The following is an 18,181-nucleotide window of genomic DNA, read 5'->3' on the forward strand; positions in this document are numbered from 1 at the left end:
AAATTATCCTGTGCGAATTATATTAATCCGTACGATTTGATTACCTGTAAACTCACCATGCATTTATTTGCCGATGAATATAACTGGCATATATCCTAAAAAAGTTGGGATTCATCCGCAGGCTATTGACAGAATAATTCAGGCTTTACGTCACGCCTTCAGGCATGCTACCGCCCTTGGCTTTCAGCTACCAATTCACCTAAAAATCATGTTGTTATAGGAAACCCACCCATTCATAAAAAGAATAGAGAATATTCCTGGATATATAATTGCAGGGATAACATCCCCTGCATGACTATTTTATGACGCACATAAATGGCTATTCCATTCAGTACCGGGAGAATTGTTGCAGTTAAGCGAATAGCAGGCAAGGTAACTGCCGCTTAAAAAATATTTTTAAGAATAATATTAAGATTAATTAATCGAGTATTTTTAGGAATTTCTTTATATTGACAGATTACAGAGTGAGTTTCTCACCATCAAATATTTCACGGGAATATTATCCCCTATTTTCACAATATCCTTAGATTTTGTCATGATAAATCACAGGCAGACGTTGCATTTTGCCGCGGCTTTATCCATGATCAATTTGTCTTGTAACATAAGGTTTTAACCAACGTATGGAATGGATTGCCGATCCCTCTATTTGGGCGGGACTCGTGACGCTGGTCGTCATTGAGCTGGTTCTCGGAATTGATAATCTGGTGTTTATCGCCATCCTGGCGGAAAAGCTGCCGCCAACCCAGCGCGACCGCGCGCGCGTCACCGGGCTTATTCTGGCCATGCTGATGCGCCTTCTGCTGCTGGCCTCTATTTCGTGGCTGGTCACGCTCACCCAGCCTTTATTCAGCATCCGTGATTTCACCTTCAGCGCCCGCGACCTCATTATGCTGGTCGGCGGCTTCTTCCTGCTCTTTAAAGCCACGGTAGAGCTCAACGAGCGGCTGGAAGGGAAAGACAGCGATAATCCTACCCAGCGGCGCGGCGCGCGCTTCTGGGGCGTAGTGGCGCAGATTGTGGTGCTGGATGCCGTTTTCTCGCTCGACTCGGTGATTACTGCCGTCGGGATGGTCGACCATCTGGCGGTGATGATGGCGGCGGTGATTATTGCCATCAGCCTGATGCTGCTGGCCAGTAAGGCGCTCACCCGCTTTGTGAACAGCCACCCGACCATTGTTATCCTGTGTCTGAGCTTCCTGTTGATGATTGGCTTTAGCCTGGTGGCGGAAGGCTTTGGCCTCGTCATTCCTAAAGGTTATCTGTACGCGGCTATCGGTTTCTCGGTAATGATCGAGTTCTTAAACCAGCTGGCTATCTTCAACCGTCGTCGCTTCCTCACCGCTAACCAGTCGCTGCGTAGCCGCACGACGGAGGCGGTTATGCGCCTGCTGAGCGGCAAGAAAGAGGATGCCGAGCTGGATGTCGGTACCGCCTCGCTGCTGGTGGACCAGGACGATCAGCAAATCTTCGACCCGCAGGAACGGCGGATGATTGAGCGTGTGCTCAACCTTAACCAGCGCACGGTCAGCAGTATCATGACTTCACGTCACGATATCGAGCACATCGACCTTAGCGCGCCGGAAAGCGAAATTCGCGCGCTGCTGGAGAAAAACCAGCATACCCGGCTGGTGGTAACCGGCGGCGATGACGAAGAAGATCTGCTCGGCGTGGTGCACGTCATCGATCTGTTACAGCAGTCGCTGCGCGGTGAACCGCTGGATCTGCGCGTACTGATCCGCCAGCCGCTGGTCTTCCCGGAGGCGCTGCCGCTGCTGTCGGCGCTGGAACAGTTCCGTAACGCGCGAACCCACTTTGCCTTCGTGGTGGATGAGTTTGGTTCGGTCGAGGGGATTGTGACGTTAAGCGACGTGACCGAGACCATTGCCGGTAACCTGCCAAACGAGGCTGAAGAGATTGATGCGCGCCACGACATTCAGAAAAATGCCGACGGCAGCTGGACGGCAAATGGCCACATGCCGCTGGAAGACCTGGTGCAATACGTTCCGCTGCCGCTGGATGAAAAGCGCGAGTACCACACCATTGCCGGGCTGCTCATGGAACACCTGCAGCGCATTCCCACAGCCGGTGAAGAGGTGCAGATTGGCCCGTGGACGCTGAAAACCTTACAGGTCGAGAGCCACAGGGTACAGAAAGTGCAGATTATCCCGCCGCCGCAGGAAGAGTGGGATTACGAAGTGTAATATTTTCCCGGCGGCACCATGCCGCCGGGCTTAGGGATGTTACTGCTTATCGAGGAGCTGCTTCACGTCTTTACCGGACTGGGTGTTCTTATTGCGTTCCGCCCAGTCATTTAACCGACGCTTCGCCTCGTTCTGTAGCTGACGGCGCAGTATCTGGTCTACCTGCAAACTGTAGTTCAGCGCTTCCCATTTACCGTAAACGCGCAGCGGAATAGCCGTAGACTTCAGAATATCCACCAGCTTGCCCTGCCCCTGCCAACCATCAGTAACCTGAATACCGAACTGCAGATCGCCTTCCTCTTTCATCAGATCGAGAGTGCCTTTGCCGGTCATCTGCATCAGCGAAGATTTCCCTTGCATGTTACTGAGCGCCAGAATGCCGCTATCGAGGTCAACATCGGTCGTCAGTTCATCCAGCCGTGTGGCGCTGTCATAGTTCTCCTGCGCCTGCACGTCTGTACTACGCTCAACCGCCTGCTGAACCAACTGCTGGAAGTTCAGCCCTTCGGTACGGGTGTCTCTTAGTTCAAGATTCGCCTGCCCCTGCCAGTCGCGGCGGAAGTGGTTGGCATCAATCACCGAACCCGAAAAATCACCGGCCAGCGACAGTTTGCCCGTCATGTTGATGGGATAGTTGAAGGCCTTCAACAGGCTGCCAATCTCGATGTTGTCGAGCTTAGGCTGAAATTCGGCCTGCGGAGTCCCACTACGCGCATCCAGCGTGCCCGGCAGCGACAGTTGCCCTCCCCCCAGTGAACCTTCCAGCTGAGAGATATGCAGCAGCCCACGCTGGTTATCGGCCTGCAGGGTCACATGGGTAAACGGCAGCCCGCGCCAGACGATCTGGTTCGCGGTCATCGAAAGCGAACCATCGAAGCTTTTCAGGCCGCTATAAGGCGGTAAATTAACGCCGTTGGCTATCACCGGACGCGGTTTGTTCGGCGCCGACTGTGCCTGCTGCGCGCCACCGCTGAGGAGGATATCCGAGCGCACCAGCAAGTTATCGAGGTTGAGCTTGTCGGACTGGAGGTTCAGCGACCACACCGGCTTATCGCCCAGCACCACGCTGCCTTTACCGGTCAGCGTACTGTCGTTGGCCATCAGATTGAGCGCGTTAAAGCTGAGCGTCTTCGCGTCCTCCTGCCAGCTAACGTTCACGCTACCGTTACCGTTAATGCCCTGAGCCGGAAGATCGGCGCCCTGAAGCTGCCAGCTGATTTGCGACAGCTGCGCATCCAGACTCTGCGGGTAGTTGCCCGCCTGAACGGCGGCGGAGAAACGAAGGGATAAGTCGCGCTGATCGCGGTTCATGCGGCCTGAGAAATCGACGGTGGCCTGATGCCCGGCATCCTGCTGCATCTGCAGATGAATATCGCGGACAGTCATCTGCTCATCGCTTTCATGCTGGAATACCAGCACGCTGTCAATGACCTGCAGCCCGGCAATATCGAATGACCAGCCGCGATCGCCAGACTCCTGAGGCAGCGAGGTTCCTTTTGGCGCCACCGGCGCTCGCTGGTCGCGAATCGCCTCGGTTTCCGGCGTCAATTGTACCACCGCGCCTTTGAGCATCACCTGCTCAACCTGCAGCTGATGTGACAGCAACGGCAGCAGCGCCACGTCGAGACGCATATTGTCCGCCCGCACCAGCGGCGCGCTGGCGCCGGGCGCGGTTAAGGTCATACGTCCGGACAAAATGCTTAGCCGCGGCCAGACGTGCCAGCGCAGGGAACCGTCCAGCTCCAGCTGATATCCGCTGCGCTCAGCCACCTGCTTGATCATATAGCTGCGGAAATCGTTAGGATTGACCAGCAGCACCAACGATGACAGGCCGGCAACCAGTACCACCAGCAGAATCATCAGTGTCGTCAATATTCTTCTCATGGCACCCTCATCCGCTTTGCGATGGGTCAGTCTTTATCAATACGACTGGCAACCGCGCCCTGCTGATCGCGGTATTTGGCATCTTCACGACGGTTGTATGGACGCGCCGCCGGGCCCGACAGAGGTTCGAAGCTCAGTGCGCCGATCAGCATCCCCGGACGCAGCGCCAGCGGCAGCTTACCGGAGTTGTAGAATTCCAACACGATGCAACCCGACCAACCCGGATCGATACGGTGCGCGGTGACGTGCACCATCAGGCCCAGACGCGCCAGCGAGGAACGACCGTCCAACCAGCCGACCAGATCCGCGGGCAGCGTGACCGATTCCAGCGTCACCGCCAGCGCCAGTTCGCCCGGATGCAGATAGAAGGCGTCGCCTTCCGCGAGCACAATCTCTTCGCTCATCACACGATCCAGCGCCGCGCTGACTTCCGCTTTCGGCCCGCTTAAATCAATGTAGGCGGCAGTGTGGCCGCTGAAGGTGCGAAACTTGTTGCCTAAACGCACGTCAACGGTGGCACCATTGATACGCTCAATCGGCGGACGCGGGTTAATCGACAGTCGCCCTTCGTCCAGCCAGGCTTCTATATCACGGTCACACAGACGCATATCACTCTCCTTTTGTACGACGGCCCTCTTCCGTCACGGTTGAGGGCGTTTATTGCACGTTACACAATTCGTGTGAGTTATTCAAAAAACTGGCTAATTTTCGCTTTCAGAATATCGATAGCGATGCGGTTTTTGCCCCCACGCGGCACGATGATGTCGGCGTACTGCTTGGACGGCTCGATAAACTGCAGGAACATCGGACGCACCGTTTTCTGGTATTGAGCCATCACGGAGTCCATGGAGCGACCACGCTCGTTAACGTCACGCTTGATGCGGCGCATCAGGCAGATGTCCAGCGGCGTATCGACAAAGATAGAGAAGTTCATCTCTTCGCGCAGACGCGCGTCGGTCAGCAGCAGGATCCCTTCAAGGATGATCACTTTCTTCGGTTCAATATGAATCGTTTCCTGCATGCGGGTGTGTTCGACATAGCTATAAACCGGCAGTTCAATTGGGTTGCCGCGCTTCAGCGTTTGCAGATGCTGGAACAGCAGGCTGTGGTCCATCGCGTTCGGGTGGTCATAGTTAGTTTTAACCCGATCTTCCATCGACAGATGACTTTGGTCTTTGTAATAGCTATCTTCAGGAATGACACCGATGTGCTCATCGCCCACCTGTTCGCGCAGTTCGCGATACAGCGTACTAGCAATAAGACTTTTACCTGAAGCCGATGCGCCGGCGATGCCTACAATGACGCACTGATGAGACTTATCAGTCATAAATTTTGCGACCCGATTAACCTGGATGTTAGGAAGGACGGCACGAATAGACAATATTATTCAAGAGGAAACGTTCCGAATAGTCACGTGTATCAGCGCCAAACGCGGCAATTATAGGGATTTCAGGGCAACGATACTAGTCGAATACAACGATCGGCGATGACAAAAGGAGAAACGCCCGTACGTCGGATTCTACTGACGTCATACATTAACGAATATGATATTACAGGTGACACAAACTGATGATTATTGTCAATTAGCGTCACATATCTGATAAATTCCGCTAATGTTGTTGCATAATCACGGCTTGTTTCAGCATGGCCGGAGCAGCGTCGCCTCCGGAAAAACAGTGGTAATGAAGAACAATATCAGCGTTAAACCTCTCCGCCCCGCGTCACAACAGCACTCACTGCAAATACTGTTTGGTTTGTGGGCAGCGACATTTTTGTTCACCCTCTTTTCATTATCACTCATGCACACTCACAACGTGCTATCGCCGGTCTGGTTTCCGACGGCCATCATGACCGTCGCCTTCTACCGTGTTAAGCGTTCGCTATGGCCCTGCATGAGCGTTGCTGGCGTATTGGGAATTGTCCTCGCCACCGCGCTTTACGCTCCCGAGCAGAATGGACTGTTACACCCGTTGACCAATCTTATGGAAGCGCTGGTTGGCGCGTTACTGCTGCGCCGATGGCTGAACCTCGACAACCCGCTAAGAAACTTACGCCACTGGACTCAAATGGCGATCGCCACCGCGCTGATCCCGCCATTGTTGAGCGGTATTGTGGTGGCCAGTTTGACGCCCGGAGGCAATGCTTTCCAGACCTTGCTGGTCTGGATGCTTTCGGATGCCTCAGGCGCCCTGGCGTTAGTTCCACTGGGAATGCTCATCCGGGCAGACTATTTTCAGCGTTATCGTAACCGCACGCTGCTGATCTCGACGCTTCTGACCGCAGCCATTACCCTCGCGCTCAGCGTGATCGCCATGTTGTACATGCCCTGGCCGTTTACCTTCATAATGGTACTCATGATGTGGAGCGCGGTACGTATGCCGCGTATTGAAGCCTTCCTGATCTTTTTACTCCTCATCATGATGGTTCTGGCCCTCTCCGCGCAGCATCCGCTGGTACAGGAGAACATCGAAAATACCCTTCATACCTACCGGCTGAGCAATATGCTGGGGCTGCCGTTCCTGATGGTGCAATTGCCCACAGGGGTAATGAGCATCGCGATGTATGCCGTATACAGTGAACGGCGTCGCATTGCGGAAAGTGAAACCCGCTTTCGTAACGCCATGGAATACTCGGCCGTCGGCATGGCGATAGTCGATGCCTATGGGCAGTGGCTACAGGTCAATAAAGCGCTGAGCAAGTTTCTTGGCTATCCCCCTGACGAACTGCATCAAATGACCTTCCAGCAAGTCACCTGGCCGGAAGATTTAGCACAAGACCTTGAACAGCTGGACCGTCTGACGCGTGGCGAAATTGAGAGCTACTCGCTTGAAAAGCGCTACCGTACCCGCCAGGGAGAGGCGGTCTGGGCGCTGCTGGCCGTCTCGCTGGTACGCAACGCTGATGGAACGCCGCTCTATTTCATCCAACAGATTGAAGATATTAACGATCTGAAAAAGAGCCGCGAAGCCAACAAACGGCTGATGGCGGAGATAACCGAAACCAACGAAGCGTTGTTCCAGGAAAAAGAACGCCTGCACATCACTCTCGACTCCATTCGTGAAGCGGTGATCAGCGCCGACAGCCAGCAAAACATTATCTTTATGAACCCGGTTGCCGAGAAAATCAGCGGCTGGAAGCAGGCTGAGGCGCAAGGGAAATCATTGCACGAGGTGCTGTATATTACGCAGGGAGACCAGGGCCCCCGGCTGGAGAATTTGTACAGCGATGAAAACCTGGATAGCGATATTGAGTTGAACAAAGTCCTGCATAGCCGCTACGGCGGCAGTTTTGATATTCACCACAGCATGACCCCGCTCAGTACCCAGGAAGGCGAGCATATCGGTTTCGTGCTGGTCATTCAGGACGTCACGGAGTCGCGCCGCCTGCTGCGCCAGCTCAGCTACAGCGCCAGCCACGACGCGCTCACCGGCTTGCCCAATCGTTCCAGCTTTGAAAGCCAGCTGAAAGGCCTGCTGAAATCGCTGCCCGGAGGACACCAGTCGCATGCGCTGGTGATGCTCGACCTCGATTTCTTCAAGGCCGTCAACGACAGTGCCGGGCACGCTGCCGGTGACGCGCTACTGCGTGAAATTGCCGGGCTAATGCGCTCGCTGCTGCGACCGGGCGATATTCTGGCGCGACTTGGCGGTGATGAATTTGGTTTTATTCTGCGTCACTGCTCTACCGAGCAGGCGCTGAGCGCCAGCGAGCGCATTGTCGATGCCATCAAACATTACGAATTTTTCTGGGCAGGACGGTTGCACCGTATTGGCGCCAGCGCGGGGCTGACGTTGATTCACAACCATAACGCCCAACTGGCGGAAGTGCTGGTTCAGGCCGATGCCGCCTGCTACACCTCAAAAAATAACGGTCGCGGTATCGTGACGGTTTATACCCCGGTACATTCTTCTGGCGACCAGTCGTCGGCGTGCCAGATATGCAATAACGCGTAAGATCGCCAGGGCTGCCAACGTTCGGCATAACGGCGAATCTGCGCGGGCGTCATCCCCGGGAAGCGCTGCTTAATCAGGTAGTCGTCCGGCAAAAAGATATCTTTCGCCTGCCAGGCGCGCAGGGCAAAGTAGTTTGCCGTCCAACGGCCAATGCCGGGATATTGTTGTAGCGCTTTTAGCGCCTGATCCACATCGTCTGGCTGCGTTTGCGGCAGTTCTCCGCTAAGCGCAACCTGGGCAAAATGTATTAACGCTTCCGCCCGTTTGAGCGGCATGCCCAATGCTTTCAGCGCCGCCGGGTCGGCCGCCGCCAGCCGCTCTGGCGTTGGGAACAACGAGAAAGAGGCGTCCTGTGCGAGCGGCTCGCCATACAGCGCCACCACTTTACCGGTCAGCTTCGCGGCCATCGTCACGCTCACCAGTTGCCCGAGAATCGCCCGCACGCCCTGTTCAAAGGCGTCCAGCGCGCCAGGCAGTCGTAACCCCGGCTTTGCCGCCGCCAGCGTTCCGAGCGCGCGCGATATTTGTTGTGGATCGCAGTGCAGATCCAGCAATTTCGCCACCCGCATCAGCGCTTCGTCAGCGACTGGCAGCAGCCCGGCGGAAAGCGTGACCCGCAGCACCTGGCGGGCGGGATAAGGCGTCATGGTGATAAGCCCATGGTGTGGCCCGAGCCCCCAACTGCGGGTATAGCTTTGATCATGGAAACATTCGATACCTGCGACAGCACGCGCCTGTAAAAAACCGAACATCCAGCGCCAGTCATATGGCGGCAGCCAGGGCAGTTCAAACATCCTTTATCCTTCTCGTCAGACAGCAAAGATTGCGTTACAGCATAGCGGTTAATCAATGGGAAAACCTTGCTTTCATATTCCTGTTGCCGCCATCACCACATTCCGCTAAAGTCGCCCCCCTTTCTTCACTGGCATGGGGATGATTGACGTGTTTATTGGTTTTGACTACGGGACGGCGAACTGCTCTGTCGCCGTGATGCAGGATGGCGCTCCGCGCATGCTGATGATGGAAAACGGCAGTTCCCTACTGCCGTCCATGCTGTCGGCCCCGACCCGCGAAGCGGTCAGCGAGTGGCTGTACCGCCACCATCAGGTACCGGCAACGGGTGATGAAACTCAGGCGCTGCTGCGTCGGGCGATGAACTACAACCGCGACGAAGATATCGAGGTACTGGGCAATAGCGTGCAGTTCGGCCTCGCGTCGCTCAAGCAGTACATCGACGATCCGGAAGAGGTGTACTTTGTTAAGTCGCCTAAATCCTTCCTCGGCGCTAGCGGGCTCAAGCCGCAGCAGGTCGCCGTATTCGAAGATCTGGTTTGTTCGATGATGCTGCATATTCGCCAGCAGGCGCAGTCACAGCTTCAGGAAACCATCGAGCAGGCGGTAATTGGTCGCCCGATTAACTTCCAGGGTCTGGGTGGCGATGAAGCCAACACGCAGGCGGTAGGTATTCTGCAACGCGCGGCGCAGCGTGCCGGCTTCCGCGACGTGGTTTTCCAGTACGAACCGGTTGCCGCCGGTCTGGATTTCGAAGCCAGCCTCTGCGAAGAAAAACGCGTGCTGGTGGTCGACATCGGTGGCGGCACCACCGACTGCTCGGTGCTGCTGATGGGGCCGCAGTGGCGGACCCGTCATGACCGCGAACAGAGCCTGCTCGGCCACAGCGGCTGTCGGGTGGGCGGTAACGATCTGGACATCGCGCTGGCGTTTAAAAGCCTGATGCCGCTGCTCGGCATGGGCGGCGAAACCGAAAAAGGCATCGCCCTGCCCATTCTGCCCTGGTGGAACGCGGTGGCGATCAACGATGTTCCGGCGCAGACCGACTTCTACAGCTCAGCCAATGGCCGCCTGCTGCGTGACCTGGCGCGCGATGCCCGCGATGCGGAAAAGGTCGCTCTGCTCTACAAGGTATGGCAGCAGCGTTTAAGCTATCGTCTGGTGCGCAGCGCGGAAGAGAGCAAAATCGCCTTGTCCGAAAGCGCACAAATCGATACCCACCTGCCGTTTATCAGCGACACGCTGGCCACCGCCATCAGCCAGGACGGGCTGGAAGCGGCGCTAAACCAGCCGCTGACCCGTATTCTTGAGCAGGTACAACTGGCGTTAGAAAACAGCAGCGAAAAGCCGGACGTCATTTATTTAACCGGCGGCAGCGCGCGCGCGCCGCTGATTAAAAAAGCGCTGGCCGAACAGCTGCCGGGCATTCCCGTTGCCGGTGGCGACGATTTTGGCTCGGTCACCGCCGGTCTGGCCCGCTGGGCGCAGGTGGTTTTTGCCTGATATATCGTCGTTGACTTCGCTGTTTTTTCGACCTATCGTAAAGGAATGAGGGTAAGGGAGGATTGCTCCTCCCCCTGGTATCTTAGTAAGCCGGTAAGCTAATGACTAAGAGTATTACCAGTATGATGACTAGCCTCATCATAACCCTTTCCTTATATAAGGCCCCTTCGTCAGGAGGGGCTTTTCTGTTTTAGCGCCCTGCTAAACGCCGCTGACGGTAGCACACGCGGCGATTGCGCGGTTTTTCATCGCCGCGGATTGCGAGGAGCCTCGTAAAGCTGACGCGATTCAGACGATTCCTTCCGTGTTTCATATTTCCTCCATTTTTCCCGAGCGTTCCGTTACTAAACTAGTATCATTTCGTGAAATGATTCAGGACGAGACACCTATAACGATGAAAGGCAGTCATAAAATTCGCTGGCGGGTAGCGCTGGCCGTGCTGGTGGTGGTCGCGGGGGCGGCTGGCATCTGGCACTTTAGCAGCAATTCTGACACCTCGGGTTCTACTGCAGCCAAACCGGCGGGAGCGCCGTCAGCTGGCGGCGGGCGACACGGTGGACGCTTTGGCGGCGCGCTGGCGCCGGTCCAGGCCGCTACCGCCACCAGTGAAGCGGTACCGCGCTACCTCAGCGGGCTGGGCACCATTACCGCTGCCAATACCGTTACCGTGCGCAGCCGCGTCGACGGCCAACTGATGGCCATTCACTTCCAGGAAGGCCAGCAGGTCAAAGCCGGCGATCTGCTGGCGGAAATTGACCCCAGCCAGTTTAAAGTGGCGCTGGCTCAGGCGCAGGGGCAGTTGGCTAAAGATAAAGCCACGCTCGCTAATGCACGTCGTGATTTAGCCCGCTATCAGCAACTGGTCAAAACCAATCTTGTCTCTCGCCAGGAGCTGGATACCCAGCAATCGCTGGTGAGCGAAACCGAAGGCACGATTAAAGCCGACCAGGCCGCCGTCGCCAGCGCCCAGCTGCAGCTCGACTGGAGCCGCATCACCGCGCCGATTGACGGTCGCGTGGGATTAAAACAGGTGGATATCGGCAACCAGATTTCCAGCGGTGATACCACCGGTATCGTCGTGCTGACCCAAACGCATCCGATCGATCTCGTCTTCACCCTGCCGGAAAACGACATCGCCACCGTGGTGGCCGCGCAAAAGGCCGGTAAAACGCTGGTGGTAGAAGCCTGGGATCGCACCAACAAACAGAAGCTGAGCGAGGGCACGCTGCTGAGCCTCGACAACCAAATTGACGCTACCACCGGAACCATCAAGCTGAAGGCCCGTTTCAACAATCAGGATGACGCGCTGTTCCCGAACCAGTTTGTTAACGCGCGTATGCTGGTTGATACCCAGCAAAATGCGGTGGTCATCCCAACCGCGGCGCTGCAAATGGGCAATGACGGTCACTTCGTCTGGGTGCTGAACAGCGACAACAAAGTCAGCAAACACACCGTGATTCCAGGTATCCAGGATAGCCAGAAAGTGGTGATTGATGCCGGACTCTCCGCGGGCGACCGGGTGGTCACCGACGGTATCGACCGCTTAACCGAAGGGGCGAAAGTGGAAGTGGTTACTGCTCATGACGCCTCCACCGCAGGCGCGGAAAAACCGGCCGCCGCAGCAGGCCATAAAGGAGCGCGCGGCTGATGCAAGTGTTACCGCCGAGCAATACGGGCGGCCCATCCCGCCTGTTTATTATGCGCCCTGTCGCCACCACGCTGTTGATGGTGGCGATTTTGCTGGCCGGGATCATCGGCTACCGCTTCCTGCCGGTCTCCGCGTTGCCGGAGGTGGACTATCCGACCATTCAGGTGGTGACGCTCTATCCGGGCGCCAGCCCCGACGTGGTGACCTCAGCGATAACCGCGCCGCTCGAACGCCAGTTCGGCCAGATGTCCGGCCTGAAGCAAATGTCGTCGCAAAGCTCTGGCGGCGCGTCGGTCGTCACCCTTCAGTTCCAGCTTACCCTGCCGCTGGATGTCGCCGAGCAGGAGGTCCAGGCTGCCATTAACGCCGCCACTAACCTGCTGCCCAGCGACCTGCCTAACCCACCGGTCTACAGCAAGGTCAACCCGGCGGATCCGCCGATCATGACCCTCGCCGTCACCTCTTCCGCCACGCCGATGACGGAAGTAGAAGACATGGTGGAAACCCGCGTGGCGCAGAAAATTTCCCAGGTCTCCGGCGTCGGTCTGGTGACGCTCGCCGGCGGCCAGCGCCCGGCCGTGCGCGTGAAGCTCAACGCCCAGGCTATCGCCGCGCTGGGGCTGACCAGCGAAGATATTCGCACCGCCATTACCAGCGCCAACGTCAACTCGGCCAAGGGTAGTCTCGATGGCCCGGCACGCGCGGTGACGCTCTCGGCCAACGACCAGATGCAGTCGGCGCAGGAGTATCGGGCGCTGATTATCGCCTATAAAAACAGTGCGGCTATTCGCTTAGGCGACGTGGCAACCATCGAGCAAGGCGCTGAAAACACCTGGCTTGGCGCATGGGCGAACAAAAAGCAGGCCATCGTGATGAACGTCCAGCGCCAGCCTGGCGCAAACATCATCTCGACGGCGGACAGCATCCGCCAGATGCTGCCGCAGCTAACCGAAAGCCTGCCGAAATCCGTTAAGGTCGAGGTCCTGTCTGACCGTACCACCAACATTCGCGCCTCGGTTTCCGACACCCAGTTTGAGCTGATGCTGGCGATTGCGCTGGTGGTGATGATCATCTATCTGTTCCTGCGTAACGTTCCGGCGACCATTATTCCGGGCGTCGCCGTGCCGCTGTCGCTGGTCGGCACCTTCGCGGTGATGGTGTTCCTCGATTTCTCCATCAACAACCTGACGCTGATGGCGCTGACCATCGCCACCGGCTTCGTGGTCGATGACGCCATCGTGGTGATCGAGAACATTTCGCGCTATATCGAAAAAGGCGAAAAACCCATGGCCGCCGCGCTGAAAGGCGCGGGTGAGATTGGCTTTACCATTATCTCGCTGACCTTCTCGCTGATCGCGGTGCTGATCCCGCTGCTGTTTATGGGCGATATCGTGGGCCGCCTGTTCCGCGAATTCGCCGTCACCCTGGCGGTGGCGATACTCATCTCGGCAGTCGTGTCGTTAACCCTGACGCCAATGATGTGCGCGCGCATGCTCAGCCATGAATCGCTGCGTAAACAGAACCGTTTCTCCCGCGCCAGCGAGCGCTTCTTCGACCGGGTGATTGCAGGCTACGGCCATCTGCTGGCCCGCGTGCTGAACCATCCGTGGCTGACGCTCGGCGTGGCGCTGGGTACGCTGGCGCTGTCTGTCATCCTGTGGATCGCCATTCCGAAAGGCTTCTTCCCGATTCAGGACAACGGCATTATTCAGGGCACGCTACAGGCGCCGCAGTCGGTGTCGTTCGCCAGCATGGCGCAACGCCAGCAGACAGTTGCCGACGCCATCCTGAAAGATCCGGCGGTAGAAAGTCTCACGTCGTTTGTCGGCGTCGACGGCACCAACCCGGCGCTCAACAGCGCACGTTTGCAGATCAACCTGAAACCGCTCGACGAGCGTGACGATCGGGTACAGACGGTCATTAGCCGGCTGCAACACGCGGTTGACCGCATTCCCGGCATCGAATTGTATCTCCAGCCGACGCAGGATCTGACCATCGATACCACCGTCAGCCGCACACAGTACCAGTTTACGCTGCAGGCCAACTCGCTGGATGCGCTAAGCGAATGGGTGCCGCAGCTGATGACCCAGCTTCAGGCGCTGCCGCAGCTTTCCGATGTCAGCAGCGACTGGCAGGACAAAGGGCTGGTAGCCTACGTTAACGTCGACCGCGATAGCGCCAGCCGTCTCGGTATTTCAATGGCCGACGTCGATAACGCGCTGTACAACGCCTTTGGTCAACGTCTGATTTCAACCATCTATACCCAGGCCAACCAGTACCGCGTGGTGCTGGAGCACGACACCCGCGCCACGCCGGGCCTGGCGGCGCTGGATAACGTGCGCCTGACCAGCAGCGATGGCGGCATCGTGCCGCTGACGGCGATCGCCAAAATTGAACAGCGCTTTGCGCCGCTGTCGATTAACCACCTCGACCAGTTCCCGGTGACCACCATTTCGTTCAACGTGCCGGATAACTACTCGCTGGGCGATGCGGTACAGGCCATTCTGGATAGTGAGAAAACCCTGAACTTCCCGGCGGATATCCGTACCGAGTTCCAGGGCAGCACCCTCGCCTTCCAGTCGGCGCTGAGCAGCACCATCTGGCTGGTGGTCGCGGCAGTGGTGGCGATGTATATCGTGCTCGGCGTGCTGTATGAGAGCTTTATCCACCCGATCACCATTCTCTCGACCCTGCCGACCGCAGGGGTCGGCGCGCTGCTGGCATTAATGCTGGCGGGCAACGAACTGGACGTGATCGCCATTATCGGCATCATCCTGTTGATCGGTATCGTTAAGAAAAACGCGATCATGATGATCGACTTTGCGCTGGCCGCCGAGCGTGAGCAGGGAATGGCGCCGCGCGAAGCGATTTATCAGGCCTGTCTGCTGCGTTTCCGTCCGATTCTGATGACCACGCTCGCCGCGCTGCTTGGCGCGCTGCCGTTGATGCTGAGCACCGGCGTTGGCGCCGAGCTGCGTCGCCCGCTGGGGATCGGCATGGTGGGCGGCCTGCTGGTCAGCCAGGTACTCACCCTGTTTACGACACCGGTGATTTACCTGCTGTTTGACCGCCTGTCGCTGTACCTGAAAAGCCGCTTCCCGCGCCGTGAAGAGGAAGCGTAAGTGAAATTTTTTGCCCTCTTCATCTACCGCCCGGTGGCGACGATCCTGATATCCGTCGCCATCACCCTCTGCGGCGTGCTCGGCTTTCGTCTGCTGCCGGTGGCCCCGCTGCCGCAGGTCGACTTTCCGGTGATTATGGTCAGCGCCTCGCTGCCCGGCGCATCGCCGGAAACCATGGCCTCGTCGGTGGCGACCCCGCTGGAGCGCTCGCTAGGGCGCATTGCGGGCGTCAATGAAATGACCTCCAGCAGCTCGCTGGGCAGCACGCGTATCATTCTCGAATTTAACTTCGATCGCGATATTAACGGCGCGGCGCGCGACGTGCAGGCAGCGATTAACGCCGCGCAAAACCTGCTGCCAAGCGGGATGCCCAGTCGTCCGACCTATCGCAAAGCCAACCCGTCCGATGCGCCGATCATGATCCTGACGCTGACCTCGGATACCTACTCGCAGGGCGAGCTGTACGATTTCGCCTCCACCCAGTTGGCGCAAAGCATCGCGCAGATTGACGGCGTGGGCGACGTGGACGTCGGCGGTAGCTCGCTGCCCGCGGTGCGCGTTGACCTGAATCCGCAGGCGCTGTTTAACCAGGGCGTCTCGCTGGACGCGGTGCGCACGGCCATCAGCAACGCCAACGTGCGTAAACCGCAGGGGGCGATCGACGATAGCGCCCATCGCTGGCAGGTGCAGACTAACGATGAACTGAAAAAAGCCGCTGAGTACCAGCCGCTGATCGTGCACTACAACAACGGTGCGGCGGTGCGTTTGAGCGACGTGGCGACGGTCAGCGACTCGGTGCAGGACGTGCGTAACGCCGGGATGACCAACGCCAAACCGGCCATCCTGCTGATGATCCGCAAGCTGCCGGAAGCCAATATTATCGACACGGTCGATCGTATTCGCGCCGAGCTGCCGGAGCTGCAACAGACCATTCCCGCGGCTATCGACCTGCAAATTGCCCAGGACCGTTCGCCGACGATCCGCGCTTCGCTTGAGGAAGTTGAGCAAACGCTGGTGATCTCAGTGGCGCTGGTGATTCTGGTGGTGTTCCTGTTCCTGCGCTCCGGCCGCGCCACGCTGATTCCGGCGGTGGCGGTGCCGGTCTCGCTGATCGGCACGTTCGCCGCGATGTACCTGTGCGGTTTCAGCCTCAACAACCTGTCGTTGATGGCGCTGACCATCGCCACCGGTTTCGTGGTCGATGACGCCATCGTGGTGCTGGAGAATATTTCCCGCCACCTGGAAGCGGGCATGAAACCGCTACAAGCCGCGCTACAGGGGAGTCGCGAAGTGGGCTTTACCGTCCTGTCGATGAGCGTTTCGCTGGTGGCGGTGTTCCTGCCGTTGCTGCTTATGGGCGGCCTGCCCGGCAGGCTGCTGCGGGAATTTGCGGTCACGCTGTCGGTGGCGATCGGTATTTCGCTGGCCGTTTCGCTGACCCTGACGCCGATGATGTGCGGCTGGATGCTGAAATCCAGCCGCCCGCATTCGCCAACCCGTAATAAAGGTTTGGGGCGTCTGCTGGTCGCCATGCAGCAGGGTTACGGCAAATCGCTGCGCTGGGTGCTGAACCATGCGAAGCTGGTGGGGGTGGTGTTCCTGGCAACCATCGCGCTGAACGTCTGGCTGTATATTTCCATCCCGAAAACGTTCTTCCCGGAGCAGGATACCGGGGTGCTGATGGGCGGCATTCAGGCCGACCAGAGCATCTCCTTCCAGGCGATGCGCGGTAAGCTACAGGATTTCATGAAGATTATTCGTGAAGATCCGGCGGTGGATAACGTCACCGGTTTCACCGGCGGTTCCAGGGTGAACAGCGGAATGATGTTTATCACCCTGAAGTCGCGCGACGTGCGCCAGGAGTCGGCGCAGCAAATTATCGACCGATTGCGGAAAAAGCTGGCCAAAGAGCCGGGGGCCAACCTGTTCTTAATGGCGGTGCAGGACATCCGCGTGGGTGGCCGCCAGTCGAACGCCAGCTATCAGTACACGCTGTTGTCGGACGACCTCAGCGCGCTGCGTGAGTGGGAGCCCAAAATCCGCAAAGCACTGGCGGCGCTGCCGGAGCTGGCGGACGTCAACTCGGATCAGCAGGACAACGGCGCAGAAATGGCGTTGGTCTACGATCGTGAAACCATGTCACGGCTGGGCATTAACGTCGAGGCGGCTAACAGCCTGCTGAACAACGCCTTCGGCCAGCGGCAGATCTCCACCATTTATCAACCGCTGAACCAGTACAAAGTGGTGATGGAGGTAGACCCGGTCTACACCCAGGATGTGAGCGCGCTGGACAAAATGTTCGTCATTAACAGCGACGGGAAAGCCATTCCGCTCTCTTATTTCGCCAAATGGCAGCCTTCCAACGCGCCGCTGTCGGTCAACCACCAGGGGCTGTCGGCGGCATCGACCGTCTCCTTCAACCTGCCGACCGGTAAATCCCTGTCGGAAGCCAGCGACGCGATTAACCGCGCCATGACCCAGCTTGGCGTGCCGAACACGGTGCGCGGCTCGTTCGCCGGGACGGCGCAGGTATTCCAGGAGACAATGAATTCGCAGATTATCCTGATCATCGCCGCCATCGCCACGGTGTATATCGTGTTGGGGATCCTGTACGAGAGCTACGTGCACCCGCTGACCATTCTCTCCACGCTGCCGTCGGCGGGCGTTGGCGCGTTGCTGGCGCTGGAGCTGTTCAATGCCCCGTTCAGCCTAATCGCCCTTATCGGGATCATGCTATTAATTGGCATTGTGAAGAAAAACGCCATCATGATGGTCGACTTCGCCCTTGAAGCCCAGCGTAACGGCAATCTGCCGCCGGAACAGGCCATATTCCAGGCCTGTCTGCTGCGTTTTCGCCCGATAATGATGACCACGCTGGCGGCGCTGTTTGGCGCGCTGCCGCTGGTGATTTCGGGGGGCGATGGCTCCGAACTGCGTCAACCTCTCGGGATTACCATTGTAGGGGGTCTGGTGATGAGCCAGCTGTTAACCCTCTATACCACCCCGGTGGTTTATCTGTTCTTCGATCGTCTGCGTCTGCGTTTTTCGCGTCAACCCCGACAATCGGTAACTGAATAA

Annotated in this window: 11 protein-coding genes; 6 read left to right on the top strand and 5 right to left on the bottom strand. The window is 57.7% G+C overall.

Features of this window, described 5'->3' with window-relative positions:
* The first annotated feature begins 620 nt into the window (after positions 1-620).
* Positions 621-2,201, top strand: coding sequence for a TerC family protein (locus tag NNN71_RS09140; RefSeq protein WP_115205308.1), 1,581 nt, complete (start codon positions 621-623; stop codon positions 2,199-2,201).
* A 39-nt stretch (positions 2,202-2,240) separates the two neighbouring features.
* Here the strand turns inward: NNN71_RS09140 and asmA are convergent, their stop codons facing one another.
* The 3 genes from asmA to udk all read right to left on the bottom strand — a co-directional run bounded on the left by asmA (position 2,241) and on the right by udk (position 5,412).
* Complete coding sequence (asmA, locus tag NNN71_RS09145; RefSeq protein WP_271458365.1) at positions 2,241-4,085, bottom strand: outer membrane assembly protein AsmA; 1,845 nt, start codon at positions 4,083-4,085, stop codon at positions 2,241-2,243.
* 26 nt (positions 4,086-4,111) lie between these two features.
* Complete coding sequence (gene dcd / locus NNN71_RS09150) at positions 4,112-4,693, bottom strand: dCTP deaminase (RefSeq protein ID WP_032281180.1); 582 nt, start codon at positions 4,691-4,693, stop codon at positions 4,112-4,114.
* 77 nt (positions 4,694-4,770) lie between these two features.
* Positions 4,771-5,412 carry a uridine kinase gene (gene udk, locus NNN71_RS09155; RefSeq protein ID WP_001575945.1) on the bottom strand — a complete coding sequence of 214 codons (642 nt, stop codon included), beginning with the start codon at positions 5,410-5,412 and terminating at the stop codon, positions 4,771-4,773.
* A 355-nt stretch (positions 5,413-5,767) separates the two neighbouring features.
* Between udk and NNN71_RS09160 the strand changes: the two genes are divergently transcribed.
* Positions 5,768-8,038 carry a PAS domain S-box protein gene (locus NNN71_RS09160; protein WP_271458366.1) on the top strand — a complete coding sequence of 757 codons (2,271 nt, stop codon included), beginning with the start codon at positions 5,768-5,770 and terminating at the stop codon, positions 8,036-8,038.
* Here NNN71_RS09160 and alkA read toward each other — a convergent pair.
* Positions 7,975-8,832: a DNA-3-methyladenine glycosylase 2 gene (gene alkA / locus NNN71_RS09165; RefSeq protein ID WP_163449139.1), complete on the bottom strand. Its 858-nt coding sequence runs from the start codon at positions 8,830-8,832 to the stop codon at positions 7,975-7,977. The genes NNN71_RS09160 and alkA overlap by 64 nt on opposite strands.
* A gap of 148 nt (positions 8,833-8,980) precedes the next feature.
* On the opposite strand from alkA, the gene yegD reads away from it, so the two are divergent.
* Positions 8,981-10,333 (top strand): molecular chaperone, encoded by a 1,353-nt coding sequence (gene yegD / locus NNN71_RS09170; protein ID WP_271458376.1) that lies wholly within the window; start codon positions 8,981-8,983, stop codon positions 10,331-10,333.
* 82 nt (positions 10,334-10,415) lie between these two features.
* On the opposite strand, the gene NNN71_RS25255 is transcribed toward yegD, so the two are convergent.
* Entirely contained in the window at positions 10,416-10,475 is a 60-nt protein-coding gene (locus tag NNN71_RS25255) for a type I toxin-antitoxin system Ibs family toxin (protein WP_112919032.1), read from the bottom strand.
* Positions 10,476-10,727: 252 nt separating this feature from the next.
* Here NNN71_RS25255 and NNN71_RS09175 point away from each other — a divergent pair, with 252 nt between their 5' ends.
* From NNN71_RS09175 to mdtC, 3 genes are read left to right on the top strand one after another with little or no spacing between them, the layout of a single operon-like run.
* On the top strand, positions 10,728-11,981 hold the full coding sequence (locus NNN71_RS09175; protein WP_249023047.1) for an MdtA/MuxA family multidrug efflux RND transporter periplasmic adaptor subunit: 1,254 nt from the start codon (positions 10,728-10,730) through the stop codon (positions 11,979-11,981).
* Positions 11,981-15,103, top strand: a complete 3,123-nt coding sequence (locus NNN71_RS09180; RefSeq protein ID WP_271458367.1) for an MdtB/MuxB family multidrug efflux RND transporter permease subunit — start codon at positions 11,981-11,983, stop codon at positions 15,101-15,103. Before NNN71_RS09175 ends, NNN71_RS09180 begins: the two co-directional genes overlap by 1 nt.
* The gene (mdtC, locus tag NNN71_RS09185; RefSeq protein WP_223802964.1) at positions 15,104-18,181 is read left to right on the top strand and encodes a multidrug efflux RND transporter permease subunit MdtC; all 3,078 of its coding nucleotides are present in this window, start codon (positions 15,104-15,106) and stop codon (positions 18,179-18,181) included.

The sequence above is a fragment of the Kluyvera sp. Awk 3 genome, assembly GCF_028069715.1.
Lineage (GTDB): Bacteria > Pseudomonadota > Gammaproteobacteria > Enterobacterales > Enterobacteriaceae > Kluyvera > Kluyvera georgiana_A.